Genomic DNA, 20,017 nt, shown 5'->3' with positions numbered 1-20,017 from the left:
GTGTGGGAGCGGACTTGTCCGCGATCTGCCGGGAACCGGCAGCAAAACCCGGCACCCCGGGGCATCAGACACACCCGAGGCAGCAGGTTTGGGGCCGCTTCGCAGCCCATCGCAGCCGTCGTAACCTCCTGAAGCTCCCACGCCCTCCGGGCAGAAGCCGATCTACGGGCATCTCAGGACCTAAACATAACAATGGCCGCGTGAGGAACGAGAGCTGTCTGAAGATGATCATCGTGCCCGGTCGACACTCCGCTCGTGTGGGAGCGGACTTGTCCGCGATCTGCCGGGAACCGGCAGCAAAACCCGGCACCCCGGGGCATCAGACACACCCGAGGCAGCAGGTTTGGGGCCGCTTCGCAGCCCATCGCAGCCGTCGTAACCTCCTGAAGCTCCCACGCCCTCTGGGCAGAAGCCCGACCTACGAGCATCTCTGGACCTAAACATAAGTGTGGGAGCGGACTTGTCCGCGATCTGCCGGGAACCGGCAGTAAAACCCGGCACTTCGGTGCATCAGACACACCCCAAGTAGCAGGTTTGGGGCCGCTTCGCAGCCGTCGTAACCTCCTGAAGCTCCCACGCCCTCCGGGCAGAAGCCGATCTACGGGCATCTCAGGACCTAAACATAACAATGGCCGCGTGAGGAACGAGAGGTGATCGGAAGAACGCCTATCGTGCCCATGCTCCGCGTGGGCATGCCGTTCTGGACGCTCTGCGTCCGATCCTGACTCTGCGTGATCAACACACCTTCTGCCCGACCCGCAACGGTGTCAGCTCTTGGGCACATCCTGAACTGCATCACCCGGGTCCTCAATCGCCGCGGGTTGCTCGACAGGCGCTTCCGGCGTCAGGTCCAGCAGATCGGGCTCTTCTTCCTCAACTGTTTCAGCAGCAGTCTCAGGCTCGACCGGGAGCGGTCTCAGCAGGCTCGGATCAGTCACGCCGGTCAATTTCTTGCGCAAGCGCTGCAAGTCACCCACGCTCAGCTTCAGCAACTTGGCCGACTTGGTCTTGACCAGTGTGGTGACACTCTCTTCCTCGCCCAGACGCGCCATTTGCCCCGCCAGGTTCATCGCCAGGACTTCGCGCGTGAAGATGCCGGTGTTGTACTGATACACCGCAGCGATCAGCTCACGCAGCTCCAGCGGCAGACGCCAGCGGGTGCGCAGCGCGGAGCCGAACGCCGCCGAATATTGCTCCAGTGATTGCTTGATCACCTGCTCGTTCAACTCGCCACCGGCCAGCAGCCATTCCTGCAGGCAACCCAATACCGCCAGGTCGCCCAGCGATTGCAGCAGCCCGGCGCAGAAGCAGCGCTCGACATCCAGCTCCAGCATGCCGCCCAGAATACGGGCGTAATCGGCAGTACGTTGCGACATCGACCAGAACTCATGAGCCTGCGCCAGCAGCGCGTCATTGGTCAGCACCGCCATGCGCTTTTTAGCCAGCCCCGACGCGATGTTCGCGCCCTGCACCGGCCCCAGAATGGCCAGCGCTCCGGCCATCGTCTGAACAGGTTTGCCCAAGTGCTGCGCGGCGCTGTTGGCGGCGGCGATCAGCACCGCTGTGATGTGGGGATCGTTGCGCAGCTCTTGCTCAAGCAACACCGCGTCGATGCCGTTCGGTGTCTGGCTGAGCTTCACCGCCGTTGCCACATCGACATACAGCGGCGCACCATCGGCCACGTCTCGGCGCTTGTCGAGGAACTTGGTCAGCGTCAGGCCTGGCGTCAGCGCGGGCACTTCGCCCGGAGCCGCGGCGCGATGCTCCAGCAACAGGCTTTCAAGGCGCTGGCGCAACCCCTCGGTGTTCAGCGGCTTGGTCAGGTAGGCCGTCGGGGCCAGTGGCAGGACTTCACGCACACTGGCGCTGTCATTGCGGTTGCTGATCAGGATGAACGGAATGACAGGCTGACGACGCAGGTTGCGCACGCCGCGCAGCAGGCTCAACCCGTCCACGCCCGGCAGCTCGCGCGCAGCGATGACCAGATCCGGCAGTTGCTTTTTCATCCATTCGACGGCCTGCTTGCCGTCGGTACACATCTCCAGCTCGACATCCCCGCGCACGCCCAGTACCAGGTCGCTGAGCGTCTCGCGCACCCACGGATCAGACTCGGCAATCAGTACGCGAGGTACGGCGGGTAAAACTACAGCAGTCATCATGACTCTCCGATGTCGATGCGCCCACCTTAGCCAATGCAATCGTCCGGATATAGCCAAAAGAGCGAAATACCTTGCTCCAGACCAAAAAAAACCCGTCGAAACGGGCTTTTTTTGTCTGTTTGGTCATAAATTAATCAATTCATGACTTCACACTTTTTCATGCGATTTCAGCAAAGCACTCGTCGAGAATGGCCAGACCGCGGTTCAGCAATTCATCTTCGGCAGTCAGCGGTACAAGCACACGCAACACGTTGCCGTACGTGCCGCACGACAGCAGAATCAGGCCCTTGTCGCGGGCCTTGACGACCACCTGAGCCACCGCCGCAGCGTTAGGCTTGTGCGAGTCACCGCCTTCGAACAGCTCAACCGCGATCATCGCGCCCAACGCGCGCACTTCACCGATGACCGGGTACTTGGCCTGCATCGCCTTGAGGGACGTCACCAGACGCTCGCCCACAGCGTTGCAGCGCTCCAGCAGGTGCTCCTCTTCGAAGATATCCAGAACCGCCAGTGCCGCCGCGCACGCCACCGGGCTGCCGGCATAGGTGCCACCCAGGCCGCCAGGCGCGATGGCGTCCATGTATTCAGCCTTGCCGCACACACCCGCCAGCGGGAAACCGCCTGCGATGGACTTGGCGAACGTGGTCAGGTCGGCAGACACGCCCATCTGCTCCATCGCGAAGAACGTGCCGGTACGACCCGCGCCGGTCTGCACTTCGTCAGCGATCAGCAGGATGCCGTGCTTGTCGCACAGCTCGCGCAGACGCAGCATGAACGCCTTCGGCGCCACGTAGAAACCACCCTCACCCTGAACCGGCTCGATGATGATGGCAGCGATGTCCTTGGGTTCGGCGTCGTTCTTGAAGATGCGCTCGATGCTGGCGATGGAATCGTCAACGCTCACGCCATGCAGCTCGCACGGGTACAGCGCGCGGAAAATACCGCCCGGCATCAGGCCCATGCCGGCCGAGTAAGGCACCACCTTGCCGGTCAGCCCCAATGTCATCATGGTGCGACCGTGGTAAGCGCCGGTGAACGCGATTACGCCGGCACGGCCCGTGGCAGCACGGGCGATCTTGACGGCGTTTTCCACCGCTTCGGAACCGGTGGTCACCAGCAGGGTTTTCTTGTCGAAATCACCCGGCACCCGGGCGTTGATCTTTTCGCACAGCTCGACGTACGGCTCGTAAGCCAGCACCTGGAAGCAGGTATGGCTCAGCTTGGTCAGTTGCTCTTGCACCGCGGCGATGATTTTCGGGTGCAGGTGACCGGTGTTCAGCACCGCAATACCGCCCGCGAAGTCGATGAATTCACGACCTTCCACGTCGGTAACGGTAGCGTTCTTCGCCGAAGCAGCGAAGATCGGGTGGATTTGCCCAACGCCACGCGGGACAGCGGCGTGGCGGCGTTGCATCAGGGAGTCGTTAGTCTTGCTCATGTATTCCTCATTCGCCGCTCATCGGTCGGCGTGGTTCAAGGATCAAGCGGGCCGGATCAACTGCGGCAGCATACGATGATCGACTGCTGCAGCCTTCAGGCCGCCAAGAAACTGCGATGCCGCAAAAAACCGATGACACGTCGCTCTCGCGCGCCATCGGCTGCAATACCCCGGCGTCCGTCAGACCGACAGGCAGAGGTATTTGATTTCCAGATAATCTTCGATGCCGTACTTGGACCCTTCACGGCCCAGGCCCGACGACTTGATACCGCCGAACGGTGCCAGTTCGTTGGAGATCAGGCCGGTGTTGATACCCACCATGCCATATTCCAGCGCCTCGGCCACACGGAACACGCGGCTCATGTTCTGAGCATAGAAGTACGACGCCAGGCCGAACTCGGTGTCGTTAGCCATCGCGATCACTTCAGCCTCGTCCTTGAAGCGGAACAACGGCGCCAGCGGACCAAAGGTTTCTTCTTTGGCGACCGCAGCGTCTTTCGACACGTTGACCAGAATAGTCGGTTCGAAGAACGAGCCTTCCAAACTGTTGCCACCGGTCAGCACGGTTGCGCCTTTGCTGACCGCATCGGCGATGTGTTCCTTGACCTTGGCCACGGCCTTGTCATCAATCAGCGGGCCTGTGGTGATGCCGTCTTCAAGACCGTTACCGATCTTCAGCTTGCCCACCGCTGCCTTGAGCTTCTCGGCGAACGCGTCATACACCGCGTCCTGCACGTAGATGCGGTTGGCGCAAACGCAGGTCTGACCGTTGTTGCGGTACTTGGAGATCATCGCGCCTTCGACCGCCTTGTCGAGGTCGGCATCGTCAAACACGATGAAAGGCGCGTTGCCGCCCAGTTCCAGCGAGACCTTCTTGATGTCCTTGGCGCACTCAGCCATCAACTGGCGACCAATCTCGGTCGAGCCGGTGAAGGACAGCTTGCGCACGATAGGGTTGCCAGTCAGCTCGCTGCCGATATCGCCCGCACTGCCCGTTACCACGCTGAACACGCCAGCCGGGATACCCGCACGCTCGGCCAGTTCAGCCAGCGCCAGTGCCGAAAACGGCGTTTGCGACGCAGGCTTGAGCACCATTGTGCAACCCGCCGCCAGCGCAGGACCGGCCTTGCGGGTGATCATCGCCGCCGGGAAGTTCCACGGGGTAATCGCCGCTGTCACACCAATCGGCTGCTTGAGCACGATCAAACGCTTGTCCGGCTGGTGACCGGGGATCACGTCGCCATAGACGCGCTTGGCTTCTTCTGCGAACCACTCGATAAAGGAGGCGGCGTAAGCAATCTCGCCCTTGGCCTCGGCCAGCGGCTTGCCCTGCTCCAGGGTCATCAACAGGCCCAGGTCGTCCTGGTTTTCGATCATCAACTCGAACCAGCGGCGCAGCTTGCTGCCACGCTCTTTGGCGGTCAGCGCGCGCCAGGCCGGCAGCGCCTTGTCAGCCGCCTCAATCGCCCGGCGCGTCTCGGCTGCGCCCATTTTCGGCACGGTGCCGAGGATCTCGTTGTTGGCAGGGTTGTTGACCTTGATCGACTGACCACCGTCCGCGTTCAGCCACTGGCCATTGATGTAGGCTTGCTGGCGGAACAGGGTGGAATCTTTAAGCTGCATGTCGGCCTCCTAAACAGCACCGCACAGAAGGCGGCGCGAACAATTGAATATCGATGCACCCCGTTTGGAAGCCATCGTCAGGAAAACATTCCATCGGTTCCAGCGATGCGCAACGCATGAAAGCAGGAAGACCGAACAAGAGCGTTTGAAATCTCAAACGAATCCTAGGCATTGCGGGGGTAAAGGACAATAGGGCGTTCGAAAAAAAGAACGGCACTAAAGGCTATGGAGTTTTGGGATTAGCGTAAAAGCGGCGTCGGCCCCACCGGTCATTCTCCCGACGATGCGGGGAATTCGGGCTTAACGTGGGGCCACACCTCTATCTATAGTCCGGAAGCGTGAAGGCCTGCACCGCCGGAGTCAGCGCCTTGGCTGCACGCTTGCTGATGAAGGGGGTTGCAACCATTCGCTGCACCGCGCGCAGGATTTTCACCCCCGTGAGACTGCGGGGATGGACCAGACGCGGAACGATCTTGGGCACACTCTGCGATTTCTTCACCACCGGGCGCAACACGTACTCATACGCGCCAAGCGCCTCGGCAATAGAGTCCGTTCTGGTGAGTTCGCCAGCCAGCACATACGCACCAATGAGTGCCAGCGACGCTCCGACCCCGCCCAGCGGCGTGACACACCAGGCCGCATCGCCCAGCAACACCACAGGGCCGTTCGACCAGCGATCCATCTTCACCTGACGCAGATCATCGAACCAGAAGTCCTCGGCGGCTTCCATCCCCGCCAGCAAACGCGGTACTTCCCAACCCGCGCCTTCGAAAGACGCCCGAAGAAACGCCTTCTGCTCGGCAACCTGGTTACCGACCGCAAGGTGGCTTCGGCCCTGCACATTAAAGAACGCCCGCGTCGTCCCGCGGTTATCCGGACGCACACCTGCACTGCGACCGCCCACCGCGTTGTACCAACGCGCCGTCTGGCTGTCCGTCGGCGCACGGGGCACGGTAAAGAACGCGCTCGCCAAGTCCATTCTGCGAGGCTGGTTCTCACCGGGGAACACCAGCTCCCGGGTGTGCGAGCCGACACCTTCCGCGATGATCAACAGGTCAAAACGCTCCACGCCACCGCTGTCGAACGTAACGGACACCCCTGCCTCATCGCGCTCGACCGAGACGATGCGATCACCAAAGCGATAGAACGCGTCGGCAGACGAAGCCTCATAAAGCAGCCGGGCAAGGTCACCGCGCAGCACTTCAAGCTCAGCCGTCGGCCCATCGCTCTCCAGACCGGACAGATCAATGCGCGCCGCTGTGCGGTTGTCCTCATCCACCCACGCAATCCCGGTCTCGCCGGTGTTGAGGTCCTTCACCGCCTGCTCCAGCCCCATCAAACGCAAGACGTCCCGGGCAGCGCCTCTCACGTCCACGTTCTGCCCACCGTCCCGGAACACAGAAGCCTGCTCGACAACAGTGACGTCGCAATCGCGCTGCGCCAGCCACCAGGCAACGGCACAACCCGCGATGCTGGCCCCGGAGACAAGAACGCGGCACGGGCCGCGCTCGATGCTTTTGAACTGATTGATAAGATGCCCTCGGTGAGAACGGTCTGGCTTGGGTGGTATTGAGTGCATCATGCACCACGAAGGGAGCGGTCGGAAGCGGGTGAATGCGCAGGTTCAGCGCCGATGAAGCGCTGATCGGCACCAGCTCGCCACACAGGCAGCGCATGATTCACTTTACAGACCGCCCGCAACTGGACGCCCCGTACCCATGTGAGTATCATGGCGCCCGCGCTGCACCAGTAGCTCAGCTGGATAGAGTACTGCCCTCCGAAGGCAGGGGTCGTGGGTTCGAATCCCGCCTGGTGCACCATATTTTTGGTTTAGACGTGTCCTGAATTGTGGACAGTCTACGAAGTACTCCGAAAGCCCGCCTTGTGCGGGCTTTTTTGTTTTTGATAAGAACATTGTCTGACTGGCAAAAGCAGCTAAGCTCTGAACTAGTCTCGGTATTTGAAAGCAACCCGCTGACCAAAAAAAACCAGCAGAGGGCGAGCTTGCTGCCGTACTAAAAGTGCCGCTACATTCGAAGTCGATCTGGCGAGTATAGGTGCATGTAGCGTCTACTCTAGATCACTAGCAGCCATGTCGAGGTAGCGTTTCACCCAAGCCCTCTCGTAAGCCACACTGTGTATGCCGTCCAAGATCAGCCAGTAAAGAAATACTCCACCGATGCCCATCAGCAAAAGGACCCAGCCCTTACCATTTGTAAAAAGAGGGGTCGCTTTGATGACTTCGGTACTGAGTGCAATCATAAAGGCGATGAAGGAAGCAAAACCAAGATTCTGAGCTAACCCCGGCCGTGCGGGTTTACAAGTCAGATCCGAGTATGCGGACAACTTTCTAAGCGTCGAAGGTGTGTAACCTTCGCTGCGCACTGCATTTAAGAAGAATGCATAGCAAAGAATGTTTTCTTTGCCCAGTGATGATTGACGATCAATGGCATGATCAGCAAATTCACGAGGGTAAACCGTACGAAGCGCTTTAATACGCGTAACATAAAGAATTACCGCCCATGGAAGCATCGCTGCATAAGCGTAGGGAATCAGCGTCTGATCCTTGATGCCCCAACCTGCAAACAAACAGAGTAGCAAGGTTGAGGCTGCTGCAGCCCACATTGGCCATAATTTTCTGGCATTTTCGCGCTTAAACAGTAGCTTATTAGGCTGTCTGCGACTTCGTTTGTAAATGTCTCTCAAGTTTGCCCAGTCCACAAGCTTCATAACAAACAGATCCTTTAATCAAAGTGAGCATTAAACGCACCTTACAACATGATGCAGCTTTTTGCTGCAAGGTTACATTAACAGACGTAAAGATTTTAAATGTAAAAATACCCCCTCCGCACTGAAACATGTCATATAGCTTAAATACACCGAAGACCAAGTTTGCACTGGACACATTGAGAGGGACCGTCCAGCACCGTAGCAACCTCTAAACAGTAGTGAACACGTCCCCGTTAGCTAAAGTGAAATCAGGTCTTGCACCAGCGCAACACCAACCGCCTGCAAACGATTTGAAGATCCCAGCTTTCTACTCGCATTGGCAATATGAAAATTGACGGTTCGTTCCGAGCAGCCAAGAATTCGGCTTATCTCCCACGTCGTTTTACCTGCTCCTGACCATTTCAGCACTTCAGCCTCTCTCAGGGTCAGGCTGCAGAGCTGCTCCCCGGGTTCTTTCAAGTATTTTTGTGAGCCTTCCAAAAGAAAGGGTATCAGAATGAACAACACACCCAAGGGTGCAATAACCCCATCACTAAAGTCTTCATCAGAGGCCATAGGGTTAGCAACATTGAATGACCCGGCCATTCCTCGGTAGCGCAGCGGAATGCTGACGCCTTGTGAAAGGTCATAGCGCTCGCGGGCTGACCAGAACTCCTTTGATCTACCTCGTGCTCGTCTTCTTGCAGCCCCCCAAAAAAGTGGCACAAAGTGACGACGGCAATGCCTGACTATCGGATCTATTTGAATAAAGCCCTCATCGTTGTAACGCTTGAGCCAATCATTGGGATAAGTCGTTATAATCCGCTCAGAAATATCATTGGCCGCAGGGCCCGTCATGCTAAGCAAGTAGGTTTTGCAACCAAGCCTACATAACACCTTTCGTAAATGACTTTCCCAATCACGACGGTGTGAGCTTTTCGCCAAACCAGAGAAGTCTTCCAGCACTTCTGAAAAACTGGCCCCAGGGAAAACTTCTTTTTTTATTTTGTTGTAGAAGCAAACCACGACAATGTCCTTTCTTTCTAAAAGATTTTTATGCGATAAAACCGCGACGACGAGCCTTAGCTCAGCAGCCCGCCTCTGTTTTTTCAGTCATTGATCATGGCAGTACTTTTCTATAAAGCTTTTGAATATCCCAAGGCCGTCCTCAGTCAAAATGCTTTCAGGATGAAACTGAACGCCTTCAATCGGGTACTCAATGTGACGGACCCCCATGATGTACCCATCATCGTTTGAGGTAGATGTGATCCTCAGTACACCAGGAAAATTTTTATCGTCAATAATTAATGAGTGATAGCGCGTAGCTTTAAAAAGCCTACTGACTGTATGGGCGTAAACGCCTTGGCCGTCGTTTTTTATTGTACTGATCTTTCCATGCATGACATGGTCAGCCCGAATTACCGCACCGCCAAAAGCAAGACCAATAGCCTGGTGCCCAAGGCAAACGCCCAATATAGGCATGCGCCCCTTGAAGTGCTGAATTAACTCTATATAACCTGTATCCTGTGGATGACCGGGCCCAGGTCCCAGTACGCAAAAATCCGGCGAGTACGCTTCAATCTCTTTTATCAAATCTGGAAGGTCATTGCGCGCTACGTGAGTTTCCAGACCTAACTGCTCAAGGTACTGGCTGATGATAAATACGAAGCTGTCATAGGCGTCTACCAGAAAGACCTTCATTGCAACATTTCCTTTCCAGTTACCGCGCGATAGACAGAGCCCATTTTGTAGAAGGTTTCTGTCCATTCTTTGTCTGGCACAGAATCAGCAACGACGCCTGCAGAAGCCCTTAAGTAATACGTCCCCTCCTTATGTACGGCAGATCGAATACACAAAGCCGTATTGATGCTGCCGTCGAACCCAATCAGACCTACTGCCCCCGCATATATACCGCGTCGATTTTTTTCCGTACTTTCGATAATTTGCATCGCACGAATTTTAGGCGCCCCCGTCATCGTGCCGGCAGGAAACGTCGCTTTGATAACATCGAAAGCATCAAAACCTGTTCGCAATATACCGCGTACGTTAGAGACCATGTGATAAAGATGCGAGTACTCCTCAACCAACATCAGTTCGTCAACCTCCAGTGATCCCGGCTGGCAAACACGACCGATATCGTTTCTGCATAGGTCAACCAGCATCAGATGCTCAGCACGCTCTTTTTCAGAGCGTGTCATGCTCAAGATTAATTCGCTGGAGGGCACACCGGGTTTTTTACCCACGGTCCCAGCGATAGGCCTCATCTCAATCAGCTCATCCTTGATTCGAACAAATAGTTCGGGGCTTGCACCGATTAGGTCGACTCCGCCTAGATTGGCCAAGTACATATAGGGTGATGGATTGTTTTTACGCAGTGCCCGATACACGTCGAAGGGTTTGACTGGTGTAGTGACCTCCACTTCATGGCCCAGCTGGATCTGATAGATATCGCCTTGGTGAATGTGCTCTAGCGCCTTATCAACCCAGCCGAGAAACTGCGCTTTTTCTACGGTATCGCGAACAACGGTAATCGAAGGGTAGAAGATGGGCTCGTCAGTGTACGGCCTGCTTGCAGCGTCAGCCAGCAGCGCGACGTACTCCTCAGTACTACGGGACTTCCACAGCGAGCAATTGTTGACCATCACTTCTACAGTCTGATTTGCGTGGAAATATACCAGCGTCTGAAAAACAGTGAGGGCGATAATAGGGTGGTCATTAGTCCGCTGAGCGAGTTCCGGGATTGTCTCAACAAATCGGACACTGTCATAAGATAGATAACCAAAAAAGGCGAGGCTTGGGTTAGCTTGGCGTGGGATATCAAAAGAAGCTTGCAATGCACGCAGTAAATCCCATACTGCATCACTGGTATCAATCCAGACACGCTGACTCGCGTCCAAAACAATTCTCTGCTCTAACAGGGAAGATCTTAAATGATCCATCAGAATCTCGCTCCCCTTTAGCTCTGCATACGACTCATGCACGCTCACTGACAGTAGAGGATTCATTCCTACAATAGTTGCTTTACGGTCGCGACTGGGGCCCGATAAGGACTCAAGAATAAATGTGCTGCTTGGACCCAAGGCATCTAAAGCTATTTTATACAACGCTAGCGCATCACATTTAAAATGTTCAGTGTGCAATTGCACACTCACGGCCATAGCCATCCTACTCATAAAAACTCCTTAATTACCTAGCGACCTACACAGTTAATCCGAAAGCGCCATGCGAGCAGATCAAATCACGCAACGTCTTGTATCAAAAACGGAACAAAGCTTTCTGGCATCAACGGCGAATAAGAATTTTCTTATAAAAATTTCCGAAACTTCCTACAGCCTTGGGCAGCTGTTTAAATCACATTTCTGGATGCATGACAGAACAAGCAGCACGCCCCCCATAGCTGCTAAGTTAACGACACCCGATATTGCTTTTAGAAATAAAAAGACAGGATAAGCAGAAAGCATATCGCTCCCATGAAAACCACTCAGAACTGATAGTCCGTAATACATTGAGACTTCGCGTGTCCATAGACAGGTACTGTGGAAATCATTTTAATACTTTTCAAATGCTACTCACTGGTCGTGGAAAACTGCTGTCCTGGGATAAACTGTCGAATGGTTGTGACGGTCTGCTCGCCGCGCTCTAGGTATGGAACGTGCCCAGCACCGTCAATGATGCATATACTTGCCTGTGGCAGGTCGGTACTGATCTTTTTCATACAAGAAATATCAAAAATTTGATCGTCGCGTCCCCACACAATCAGGGTCAGGGCCTGAATGTCAGCAAGCGGCACTTCAAGCGGATATAACCCTGCGACTTTGAAGTCCTCCAGTATTTTCACGATTTTTGAGTAACGAAGCGCCCCCTTCTTAGCCAGAGCTTTGGCCAGAAACATCGGAACTCTAGGCGGTCGAGTGAAGGCAAGATTCCAAAAGCTCTGCATTTCGCCGACAGTACGATAGGCAAAAGGATGCCGACCAGACTCGATGAATTTGATCATCGTCGGGCTCGGATTCGAAGTAGGTAATCCGGCCGGCGCCATCGCGATCAGGTGGGAGACATCTTTAGGAAAAGTAGCAGCGTAAAGACAAGCGATACAGGCACCGATGGAACTGCCGATCAACGCAACACTTTTACAACGCTGCGCATCAAGAAAAACCTTCAATCGCTCCACCTGAGCTGCAGCACTATAGCTATGTGAACTATCGAACGAAGATTCTCCCTCACCTGGTAGATCTAGAAAAAGACAATTATAGGTGTCCACCAGCGAATAAATTTGTGGGCCCCACTGATCCTTGCTAGCTCCCAATCCGTGAAGAAATACTAAGGTAGGTCCGGCATTGCGGCTACATGAGTACAAGTAAGCAATTTCATAACCGTCCGTTCTCCAGCGCTGAAATTTTAACTTATAACGCAGCCTGTTCTGCTGACGCATTACGAACAATAACAACTGGCATGGCCAATTCATGAGAATCCTATCATCACGCTTGTTAGTCAGTCAGCAGAAGTATTACTCGCGAAAGCCTTTCTAGGCAGAATACGTATCTGGCAAATTCCAACACCGGCCATAACCGTCACGCCGCCAATGATAAGGTTTATCGACAATCCTTCATTCAGGAGGAGCTGGCTCACCGCGACTGCAAAGACGGGTACCAATAACAGAAACGGTGTCAGACGCTGAACAGGGTATCGACTCAAGAGCCAGTACCATAGACCAAACCCAATTAAACCACCGCTGAGCGCGGTATATAACATCGCAGCCCATGCTGTCAGACTGGCTGTAAAGACAGAGCCCCACACGGGTCCCTCGACTGCTGCAGAGACAATAAACAACTCTGGTGCGGCAATCAACGCGGTCCAGGCACTTAGCGCCAGTGGGTTAAAAGGCCCCCAGCGCTTGGTGAGCAGCGTGCCCACGGCGAATACAAAAGCGGCAGCAATCACCAGTAATATTCCTGAGATCGCGCCGCCTTTCCCTACTCCACCGAACACCATGAGTACGCCAAGCAGCGACATAAAGATACCTACCGCCGCGGGCAATGTGATGCGCTCTCCTAGAACAGCGAATCCCAGCATAAGAGTGAAGGGCGTCGCCAGCTGGTAAGCGATGGCAGAAGTCGAAGCATCCACTTGCGAAATACCGCAGTACAGCAATCCAAAATGTAGCGCTCCGGTTATTGATGCGATGTAGAAGATTTTTATTAATTCGTTGCGCTTGGGAACTCCGCAAAAAGGCACTAATAAAACCGCCATCAAAGCGAAGCGCATGGCGACCATCAGAAGTGGCGGAAGTTCTTGTCCGCCGACTTTAACTGCTGTCACTTGTGCTCCCCACAGAAACGCAACCAGTACAGCTATCAATGAATCTCGTATAGACATTTACCTATCACCCTGTCTGAAATTGGACTTGTTTAAGCAAGCGTAGACGCTCGGCACCGCGATGGAGTCGATCTTTTAATTTCTGATAATGCTCCACTAGACGATCCAGAGTTTCCTGCAGTGCCAGCTCCGCCTCCGGATCCTGAATCAGTTGTGTATTGAATGTCGCCGGAAAACCCGAGCCAACCAAAACCATTTTGTTGAGGAGGATATTGAGTACAACTTGACCAAATACCGCGGTGTGACCATATCGGCGTCCGACTACCGCTACCGCTGCAAGCTTGTCTCGCAATGGTCTATCTCTCGGACGCAAGAACCCATATCCCACCCGCTCCAAAAAAGCTTGAAAACGGCTATTGGTTCCATAAGCGTGCATCACCGGAAGGTAAAGGATTGCATCTGCCTTAACCATCTCATCAACAATCACAGCAACGTCGTCAGGCAAAGAGCAATCGGTAAGGACACAGGCATTATCAGCATCGCAATAATCGATACGATAATCGCGAAGCCAGAGTTCTTCCACTGAGGCGCGTCCTTCCAGGTGACGCCGAATTAAGGACACCACCCGGCTGCTGACACCGTGTGTACGGTTTGACCCGACAATGACAATCAGCTTCATTTGCTCAACACGCCTTGGACAATGGAACCTCAGCAAGGCGCTCATACTCCAGAAGTGACTCCTCCAGCAGTTGGCCCGTAAGGTATAGCGTTACTCTTGCAACGCTCTTGATCAGTGCTCGCTCTTCATCGGTTCTCACGGAGCGCTGTATAGCCAAGCGCACTTCTTCAGAATGTTTTTCATCAATGACCGAATGAGCAACGAAGAATGTCATCTGTTCATCATTAAGACCTAGATCCAGGCGAAACTTGTTCAGAATTGGTTGAATGTGGTCATACACCTCTTCTGCCCAATAACTGTATCCCAAACGAGCAATTGGCCCCAAGCGAATGGCGACATCATTCAGATAAGCGACCAAGGCCTGAGTAGGGGCAAGTGGTTCGGGTAAAGATGCAGGTAAGGCTCCGATCGAGTCCAAATCACGAATAACCATTTTCTCGTGACCAAGCTCTTCAAGCGCATGTTTGTAGACGAATCGCAGTAGCGCTGTCTGATCTGGAGCTGCACTAAATGCACAGGCGGCCTGATTGATAGAGTTGAACCGTGTGTAGTGATACACCTGGAGCATCACCTGCTGATAGAGCTCGACAGTGATCGGCTGCTCAAGACTGTGCCTCCAATAATTGCCTTTTTTGATTTTTGCCCAGCCATCTTCGACAATGGCATCTAGTTCTTCGAAGAAATCATCCATAAGCCAATTTTCCTTTTATAGTATTAAAAACGGTATCTAGCTCCAAGAACACCAAACTGTAATCACGTATTGCTTGACGACTCCCCCACGTGAGATTATCAGCCAGAACGACTCCCCCAATATTCACATACAGGATAACCAACCGACCTCGGCACAACGCTGATATGTACCGAAATGATGTATTAGCCTTCAACCAAATGGCAGTTTTCAAAAGAAATCTTTTTAAGTGCATACCGCCTCTGTACCGCTCATCTAAAACCAGTCGATTGGCATCAAAAGAGTCCATTGGATAAGGAAAGTATTTACCCACATTAATAACACGCTCGATAAAACTCATGCCATGTCCTAGTGGAGTAATACGAATAGCTCCTACAACCTCGCCTCTATCCAGATAGACCATATGGTACGAACAGGCGTCGCGTAATTCCTCAATGTCTGCAAAAAAATCTTCACTGGCGGGATTATCACCAATGTATTGCAATCTCAGTGCGCATACTTTTTTAAAAAGCTCGTTTCTTGATGAAATTACTCGCACGGACGTGCCCATATATACGCTCTCTTACCGGCCGCGCTTATCAATAATCCGCGCTTCCTTCCAACTGAACCAGCTACCTAGGTTCACATGATCGTCAAGGTCATCGACCACCATGATTGTTGTATCGACTTCCAGGCGACCACTCATGCGCTCACGTATAACTAAAGTTAATTGACTGCGGTCCCCCAGATAAAATTTGGACATCTCCATTTTGGCTAATACTGTGTCCCTACCGTTAACGCAGTTGATGAAGATCTGATAGCCCAAGCACTGCTCGACGCCCTCAAGCAAGGCCTGCTCAATATAGCCGGCGGTGAAAGCTTTCCCGTTAAGGGTCATGGTATCTTTTACTCGCCCGACCACCTTCATTGTTCGCGCAAATGCAATAGGCTTTTCCGCCGTTTTTTGAATGGCGACTAGGTCACCGGTACGATAGCGAATCAAGGGTTTCACTCCGTCAATTAGCATCGTGACGCATAACTCACCCTCTCCACTGCCACCGATAGTTTCACCCGTTTCCGGGTCCAACACTTCAATAATGTAATTAAGCCGGTGGGGCATCAACTGGTCACTGGTATTGGCGGCAGCAATAATCATAGCCTCTTGCGAGCCGTACAAACTGTTATAAACCTCACAGCCCCAGAGACTGTACAAATTATTCTTAAGGGCTGGGGTACAGAGTTCGCCACTCATCATGAACGCGCGCAGATGAAAGTCTTCGCGCGGATTGAAGCCCAGTCGCTCGGCTTCTTTGGCCAGCGCCAACAGTAAACCTGGAGCGGAAGCAATAATCCCAATTTTCAAGTCTTGCATCAACTGAAGTGTCTTTGGATAACCAATGACCGGCGAGTGCGGCCAAATTTTCGCACTGCAAACACCCAACTGATGACAGACGTCGCCTAGGGTATCACCAAAAGAATGAACTTCAGTGGGGCCCATAATGCCTACAACAGTCTTTTTTCCAGGGAAATGTTTTTCTAGCACGGCTTTGTAAGCCATGGACAATTGTTTGTTGCTTGCATAACTTTCTTTCTTATCTCGTGGACAAGGTGTCGCAGGACCGGTCGTACCAGTAGTTTCATAATAGTAAACACTGTCTTCCAGCGTACCGGATAAGATATCCAGCATCGCTGCTCTCAGATCATCCTTGGTGGTAAAGGGCAAAGAAGAAAGGCTCGACAGTGTGATATTTCCCACATTGATATTCTTAAAATGGTTGCTGTAAAAAACGGATTGAGTTTTCACATGACTCAGTACTTCCTTGAGACGCTCCTCATGCCACAGTTCAAGGCCTTCTTCAGTAAGCATATTTTCCCAGTACGCTTGATGAACATCATCGTACCTTGCAATGAACTCAGCAAATTTTCGCTCGACAATCACGATTTAATCCCTTATCAAAATTTCGTCCTAACCATAACGGCTAACGCTTTCGATGCAGACATTAACAAGCAACGAAAAACTGAATCCCTGTCAGATCGCACAGTTGTTAACATAGCAAAATTATGCTACCCGGCGATCTTCATGGAAAAGCGTTTACTTCCTTAAACCATGTACACACCAAAAAATGTACAACTTAGCTTCATATGAAAACACGAGTAAATTTGCGCTGAACATCCAATTTTGCGGCACGCGCGCCGCGTTTATTCAAGCGTAGGCACCCGGACATATCAAAAACCCGTGCAGCATGGAACACCTTTGGCCAGCTCAATGTTTAAAATAAATAGCCCACATTACACAACTTGTTCACCAAATTTCGGGCAGGGAAAATATTGAGAATTCAGTCAATGGCAATGAATACCTCAATTATTTTTTGTGAAAAGTGGAAGTTTCTTGTACTGACGCCTGTCAAACAGCCGAGGCAGTCCGGGTCGAGGCTCTCGATGCATCTTGCGCTGCATGCCGTAGCGGTCGCAGTGTTGACGCAAAACCTGGCTGCTATGGCTCTTGTCGGCCAGTACATAACGGCATCGTTTGCGCAGATCAGCTTGGTCGCCGGGCGATGCCCCGGCGTGGCTTTTTTGCTTAATAGAGTGCGTATCGGATGTCAGTCGTTGACTCTTCGCCCGTGCTTGGCCATCAGCTCTGCGAACTGCGTCCAACTGAGCTTTAGCTTGTGTTGAGCACCACGCGGCTTCCAGTCAATGGTTCCTTGGCTGATCAGCAGCTCTCCAAGCTTCGCATCGTCTTTCCGCACCTCGATTTCAACGTCCTTTCGCTGCACTACCTTGGTGTGCAACGTGAGGTTTATTTCGTGCTTAGCCATGATCGATCCCTGTGAGTTAGTGGCAGATTGCGATCATACGCACGCGAGCGTCAGAGGGCGAGGCAGTCTTTGGCGCGGAGCACCGTCATGGTTGGCTGTGGGGGCACCGTCACGCAATTGTAAAAAAATACCTCAAGCGCTACCCCGGCGAGTAAAGTACCGCCGCCCGAGACGTGGATCCGGGGTTTTCCATGGAGTTTTATCTTGAAGTCATTTAGCAAAGTCGTCGCTGCTGCAGTGTGTGGTCTGGTTCTGGCGGGTTGCACCGGCACCCCGATGAAAACTCAGCAATACGACAGCAATCAGTACACCGTCGTTGGCCACAGTGAAGCAAGCGCCACCGGCCTGATGCTGTTTGGTCTGATCCCGATTCGTCAGAACGACCGTTTCGTTCGCGCGCAGAATAGCGCCATCCAGGCCAAGGGCGGCGATGCGCTGATCAATACCCAAGTGCAGGAAAAGTGGTTCTGGGCCTGGGTCCTGAACGGCTATACCACCACCGTCTCTGGTGATGTGATCAAGTTGAAAACGGCTAAATAAGCACTGCTCGGTTTCAGAAAGCCCGGTTCGCCGGGCTTTTCTGTTTCTGGCTATTGATGAATGCGCTGCCAGGCGCTGGGGCACTGGCGCGGCGGGGCTTCTTTTTGGTCTATGTCCTGCCCTGTAAACTCGCTGCCGTATGACCCTAAGCACGCTACCAGCGCCAAGAGCAAGGATATGCCCAATGACCAAAGCCTTTGAACACGAAACCTCAACGTGAACGCCCGCTTCGATACGGCCAAGGTCGAAGACCTCGGCAATCGCATGATGAAGGTTGACCATGCGGGCGAGCATGGTGCGATCTGTATATACAGCGGGCAGCTACTTATGGCCCGGCTTTTCGTTCCGGGCATGGTGGATGAGCTCAAGGAGTTTCTCTCCCACGAGCGACGTCATCGGACGGTTTTTAAGGAAGAGCTGCAACGTCGCAGTTTTCCACGCTGCCGCAGTTACTGGCTTTGTGGGATCGGCGGCTTGGTATTGGGTTTGGTGACGGGTATCTGCGGCCGCAAAGCTATTGTTGCGACGACCGTGGCGGTTGAAAGTGTGGTGCTCAAGCACCTGGCCCATCAACTTGAAGTGCTGGACGGTGTCGATCTTCAGGCGGTGGCGGCTATTACTTCAATTGTGGAGGAAGAACAGCACCATCATGACCACTCGGCCGCTCAGATTGATGTGCGCGATCCTTGGTTCCGGGTGCTGGCACCGGTGGTGACTGCATGGACTGAGGCCGTAATCTGGATGGGTATGCGTTCTTAGGCATCGACCGGGTGAGCTAGGCATCTCTCGATGCAGGTCAGTGAGATCATGACTTTAAACTGCTGGCCAGTTTATCGGAATGCGTACAGATCAGACGTTTTCCTTGGGGGCGACTGAACTCAATAACATTGCGTTTTAGGTACTGAGCCCTTCAAACAGCCGAGGTGTGCCTGGTCGAAATGTTATGTGGCATCTGGCACAACTATTACGAAGCAACTTAAAGCCTTTCAGCAAAAGTACTGTTACACCGCTCTGTGCATTAACCTGCAAACATTCGCAGCCCCTTACACAGCCCCCTACTGAAAAAACGATGCCTACGGCCACAGTCAAAATAAACACCTCGCCCCCTCAAAAACGTCGCACAGTCGCCAATTTTCATAAATAAATAGTTTAATTCTTGGCAATGCCTACGTTTTACCTCAGAATTTCGTGGTGTCTAAATGCCTGCTTGTGGCGTACACGCTATTTGATATAGGGAAATATAATGGCGATGGTCTTCTGTCGTGGTTGTGCGAAGGAAATACATGAAACAGCACTGAGCTGCCCGCAATGTGGTGCCAGCCAAGTCAGTGCAACACCTGTGAAACCGCCAGGCGACGCAGGGTCTCCCTGGATGGCTATCGTCTCTCTGGTCTTGAGCATCGTCTGTACGTTGGCGCTGTTTGACGACGGTGAGTGGGACCTGGATACCATCGTCGGGCTCGGCATGTTTTCCATCGCCGGGCTTGTTCTGGGCATCATCAGCATCAACAAAAAGAAACCCGGCAACGGGATAGCGATTGCGGGCACTGTTTTATCAGCCGTGTCGCTACTGATATTTCTAGGATTAATCGTTAACTGATTTAGGGAAGAATGAAATGGTATTTTGTCGTGGTTGTGCAAAGGAAATTAATGAAGACGCTGCCGCTTGTCCGCACTGCGGGGCACCGCAGTTGGTCATTTCGCCCGCCGGTGCTACTGCCGACACCCCGCCTTCAGGGAACTGGTATTTTGAAGTTCTGAAAAAATACGCCGTCTTTACCGGTCGGGCACGCCGAAAAGAATACTGGATGTTTTTTCTGTTCAACGTTTTGATCTCGATGGTCATCGGCTTTGTCGGCGGACTCTTTGGCGATGGCGGCATACTCACTAACCTTTACTCCCTGGCCGTCTTGGTCCCGGGCATTGCAGTGGGTGTTCGCAGGCTGCACGACACGGATCGCAGTGGCTGGTGGCTGCTGGTCCCGATTGCCAACCTCGTGTTCCTGATTCAAGAAGGCCACCCTGGCCCCAACCGTTTTGGCCCAAGCCCTAAATAAAGACTGT

The 20,017-nt window shown here is 53.3% G+C and carries 19 protein-coding genes, 1 tRNA gene and 1 pseudogene; 5 read left to right on the top strand and 16 right to left on the bottom strand.

Going from position 1 to position 20,017, the window contains the following annotated elements; all coding sequences use genetic code 11:
- Nucleotides 1-767 precede the first annotated feature (767 nt).
- The 4 genes from BW686_RS24500 to BW686_RS24480 all read right to left on the bottom strand — a co-directional run bounded on the left by BW686_RS24500 (nt 768) and on the right by BW686_RS24480 (nt 6,799).
- The gene (locus BW686_RS24500) at nt 768-2,159 is read right to left on the bottom strand and encodes a response regulator (RefSeq protein ID WP_179149375.1); all 1,392 of its coding nucleotides are present in this window, start codon (nt 2,157-2,159) and stop codon (nt 768-770) included.
- Between the two features lie 157 nt (nt 2,160-2,316).
- Nucleotides 2,317-3,597 carry a 4-aminobutyrate--2-oxoglutarate transaminase gene (gene gabT / locus BW686_RS24490; protein WP_084920392.1) on the bottom strand — a complete coding sequence of 427 codons (1,281 nt, stop codon included), beginning with the start codon at nt 3,595-3,597 and terminating at the stop codon, nt 2,317-2,319.
- A 180-nt stretch (nt 3,598-3,777) separates the two neighbouring features.
- Complete coding sequence (gene gabD / locus BW686_RS24485; protein ID WP_084920389.1) at nt 3,778-5,220, bottom strand: NADP-dependent succinate-semialdehyde dehydrogenase; 1,443 nt, start codon at nt 5,218-5,220, stop codon at nt 3,778-3,780.
- A gap of 319 nt (nt 5,221-5,539) precedes the next feature.
- Nucleotides 5,540-6,799, bottom strand: coding sequence for an FAD-dependent monooxygenase (locus BW686_RS24480; RefSeq protein ID WP_373271064.1), 1,260 nt, complete (start codon nt 6,797-6,799; stop codon nt 5,540-5,542).
- Between the two features lie 164 nt (nt 6,800-6,963).
- Here BW686_RS24480 and BW686_RS24475 point away from each other — a divergent pair.
- A tRNA-Arg gene (locus BW686_RS24475) sits at nt 6,964-7,040 on the top strand.
- 250 nt (nt 7,041-7,290) lie between these two features.
- Here BW686_RS24475 and BW686_RS24470 read toward each other — a convergent pair.
- The 12 genes and pseudogenes from BW686_RS24470 to BW686_RS24420 form a co-directional block, all read right to left on the bottom strand.
- A complete protein-coding gene (locus BW686_RS24470; RefSeq protein ID WP_084920385.1) occupies nt 7,291-7,950 on the bottom strand; it encodes a hypothetical protein in 660 nt (219 codons plus the stop codon).
- Nucleotides 7,951-8,187: 237 nt separating this feature from the next.
- A complete protein-coding gene (locus tag BW686_RS24465) occupies nt 8,188-8,955 on the bottom strand; it encodes a LuxR family transcriptional regulator (RefSeq protein ID WP_256899343.1) in 768 nt (255 codons plus the stop codon).
- Nucleotides 8,956-9,042: 87 nt separating this feature from the next.
- Entirely contained in the window at nt 9,043-9,630 is a 588-nt protein-coding gene (locus BW686_RS24460) for an anthranilate synthase component II (RefSeq protein ID WP_084920383.1), read from the bottom strand.
- Nucleotides 9,627-11,102: an anthranilate synthase component I family protein gene (locus tag BW686_RS24455; RefSeq protein ID WP_084920379.1), complete on the bottom strand. Its 1,476-nt coding sequence runs from the start codon at nt 11,100-11,102 to the stop codon at nt 9,627-9,629. The genes BW686_RS24460 and BW686_RS24455 overlap by 4 nt, the downstream gene beginning before the upstream one ends.
- Nucleotides 11,103-11,494: 392 nt before the next feature.
- Entirely contained in the window at nt 11,495-12,394 is a 900-nt protein-coding gene (locus BW686_RS24450; protein ID WP_084920377.1) for an alpha/beta fold hydrolase, read from the bottom strand.
- A gap of 26 nt (nt 12,395-12,420) precedes the next feature.
- The gene (locus BW686_RS24445) at nt 12,421-13,305 is read right to left on the bottom strand and encodes a DMT family transporter (RefSeq protein ID WP_084920375.1); all 885 of its coding nucleotides are present in this window, start codon (nt 13,303-13,305) and stop codon (nt 12,421-12,423) included.
- Between the two features lie 7 nt (nt 13,306-13,312).
- On the bottom strand, nt 13,313-13,924 hold the full coding sequence (locus BW686_RS24440; protein WP_084920373.1) for a flavodoxin family protein: 612 nt from the start codon (nt 13,922-13,924) through the stop codon (nt 13,313-13,315).
- Nucleotides 13,925-13,928: 4 nt separating this feature from the next.
- The gene (locus BW686_RS24435) at nt 13,929-14,615 is read right to left on the bottom strand and encodes an iron-containing redox enzyme family protein (RefSeq protein ID WP_084920371.1); all 687 of its coding nucleotides are present in this window, start codon (nt 14,613-14,615) and stop codon (nt 13,929-13,931) included.
- The gene (locus BW686_RS24430) at nt 14,608-15,162 is read right to left on the bottom strand and encodes an acetyltransferase (RefSeq protein WP_084920369.1); all 555 of its coding nucleotides are present in this window, start codon (nt 15,160-15,162) and stop codon (nt 14,608-14,610) included. The genes BW686_RS24435 and BW686_RS24430 overlap by 8 nt, the downstream gene beginning before the upstream one ends.
- Before the next feature lie 12 nt (nt 15,163-15,174).
- On the bottom strand, nt 15,175-16,458 hold the full coding sequence (locus tag BW686_RS24425; RefSeq protein WP_084920409.1) for a phenylacetate--CoA ligase family protein: 1,284 nt from the start codon (nt 16,456-16,458) through the stop codon (nt 15,175-15,177).
- A gap of 518 nt (nt 16,459-16,976) precedes the next feature.
- A pseudogene (locus tag BW686_RS27265) lies at nt 16,977-17,126 on the bottom strand (IS5/IS1182 family transposase); the annotation flags it as partial.
- 68 nt (nt 17,127-17,194) lie between these two features.
- Nucleotides 17,195-17,413, bottom strand: a complete 219-nt coding sequence (locus BW686_RS24420) for a hypothetical protein (protein WP_084920366.1) — start codon at nt 17,411-17,413, stop codon at nt 17,195-17,197.
- Between the two features lie 204 nt (nt 17,414-17,617).
- Between BW686_RS24420 and BW686_RS24415 the strand changes: the two genes are divergently transcribed.
- The 4 genes from BW686_RS24415 to BW686_RS24400 all read left to right on the top strand — a co-directional run bounded on the left by BW686_RS24415 (nt 17,618) and on the right by BW686_RS24400 (nt 20,010).
- The gene (locus BW686_RS24415; RefSeq protein ID WP_005737305.1) at nt 17,618-17,953 is read left to right on the top strand and encodes a hypothetical protein; all 336 of its coding nucleotides are present in this window, start codon (nt 17,618-17,620) and stop codon (nt 17,951-17,953) included.
- A 216-nt stretch (nt 17,954-18,169) separates the two neighbouring features.
- On the top strand, nt 18,170-18,712 hold the full coding sequence (locus BW686_RS24410; protein WP_256899338.1) for a demethoxyubiquinone hydroxylase family protein: 543 nt from the start codon (nt 18,170-18,172) through the stop codon (nt 18,710-18,712).
- A 484-nt stretch (nt 18,713-19,196) separates the two neighbouring features.
- Nucleotides 19,197-19,553 (top strand): DUF4190 domain-containing protein, encoded by a 357-nt coding sequence (locus BW686_RS24405; protein WP_084920363.1) that lies wholly within the window; start codon nt 19,197-19,199, stop codon nt 19,551-19,553.
- 16 nt (nt 19,554-19,569) lie between these two features.
- A complete protein-coding gene (locus tag BW686_RS24400; protein WP_084920360.1) occupies nt 19,570-20,010 on the top strand; it encodes a DUF805 domain-containing protein in 441 nt (146 codons plus the stop codon).
- Nucleotides 20,011-20,017 lie beyond the last annotated feature (7 nt).

The organism is Pseudomonas syringae, assembly GCF_002157375.1.
Lineage (GTDB): Bacteria > Pseudomonadota > Gammaproteobacteria > Pseudomonadales > Pseudomonadaceae > Aquipseudomonas > Aquipseudomonas syringae_T.
This window is presented reverse-complemented; position numbering and strand designations above follow the sequence as displayed.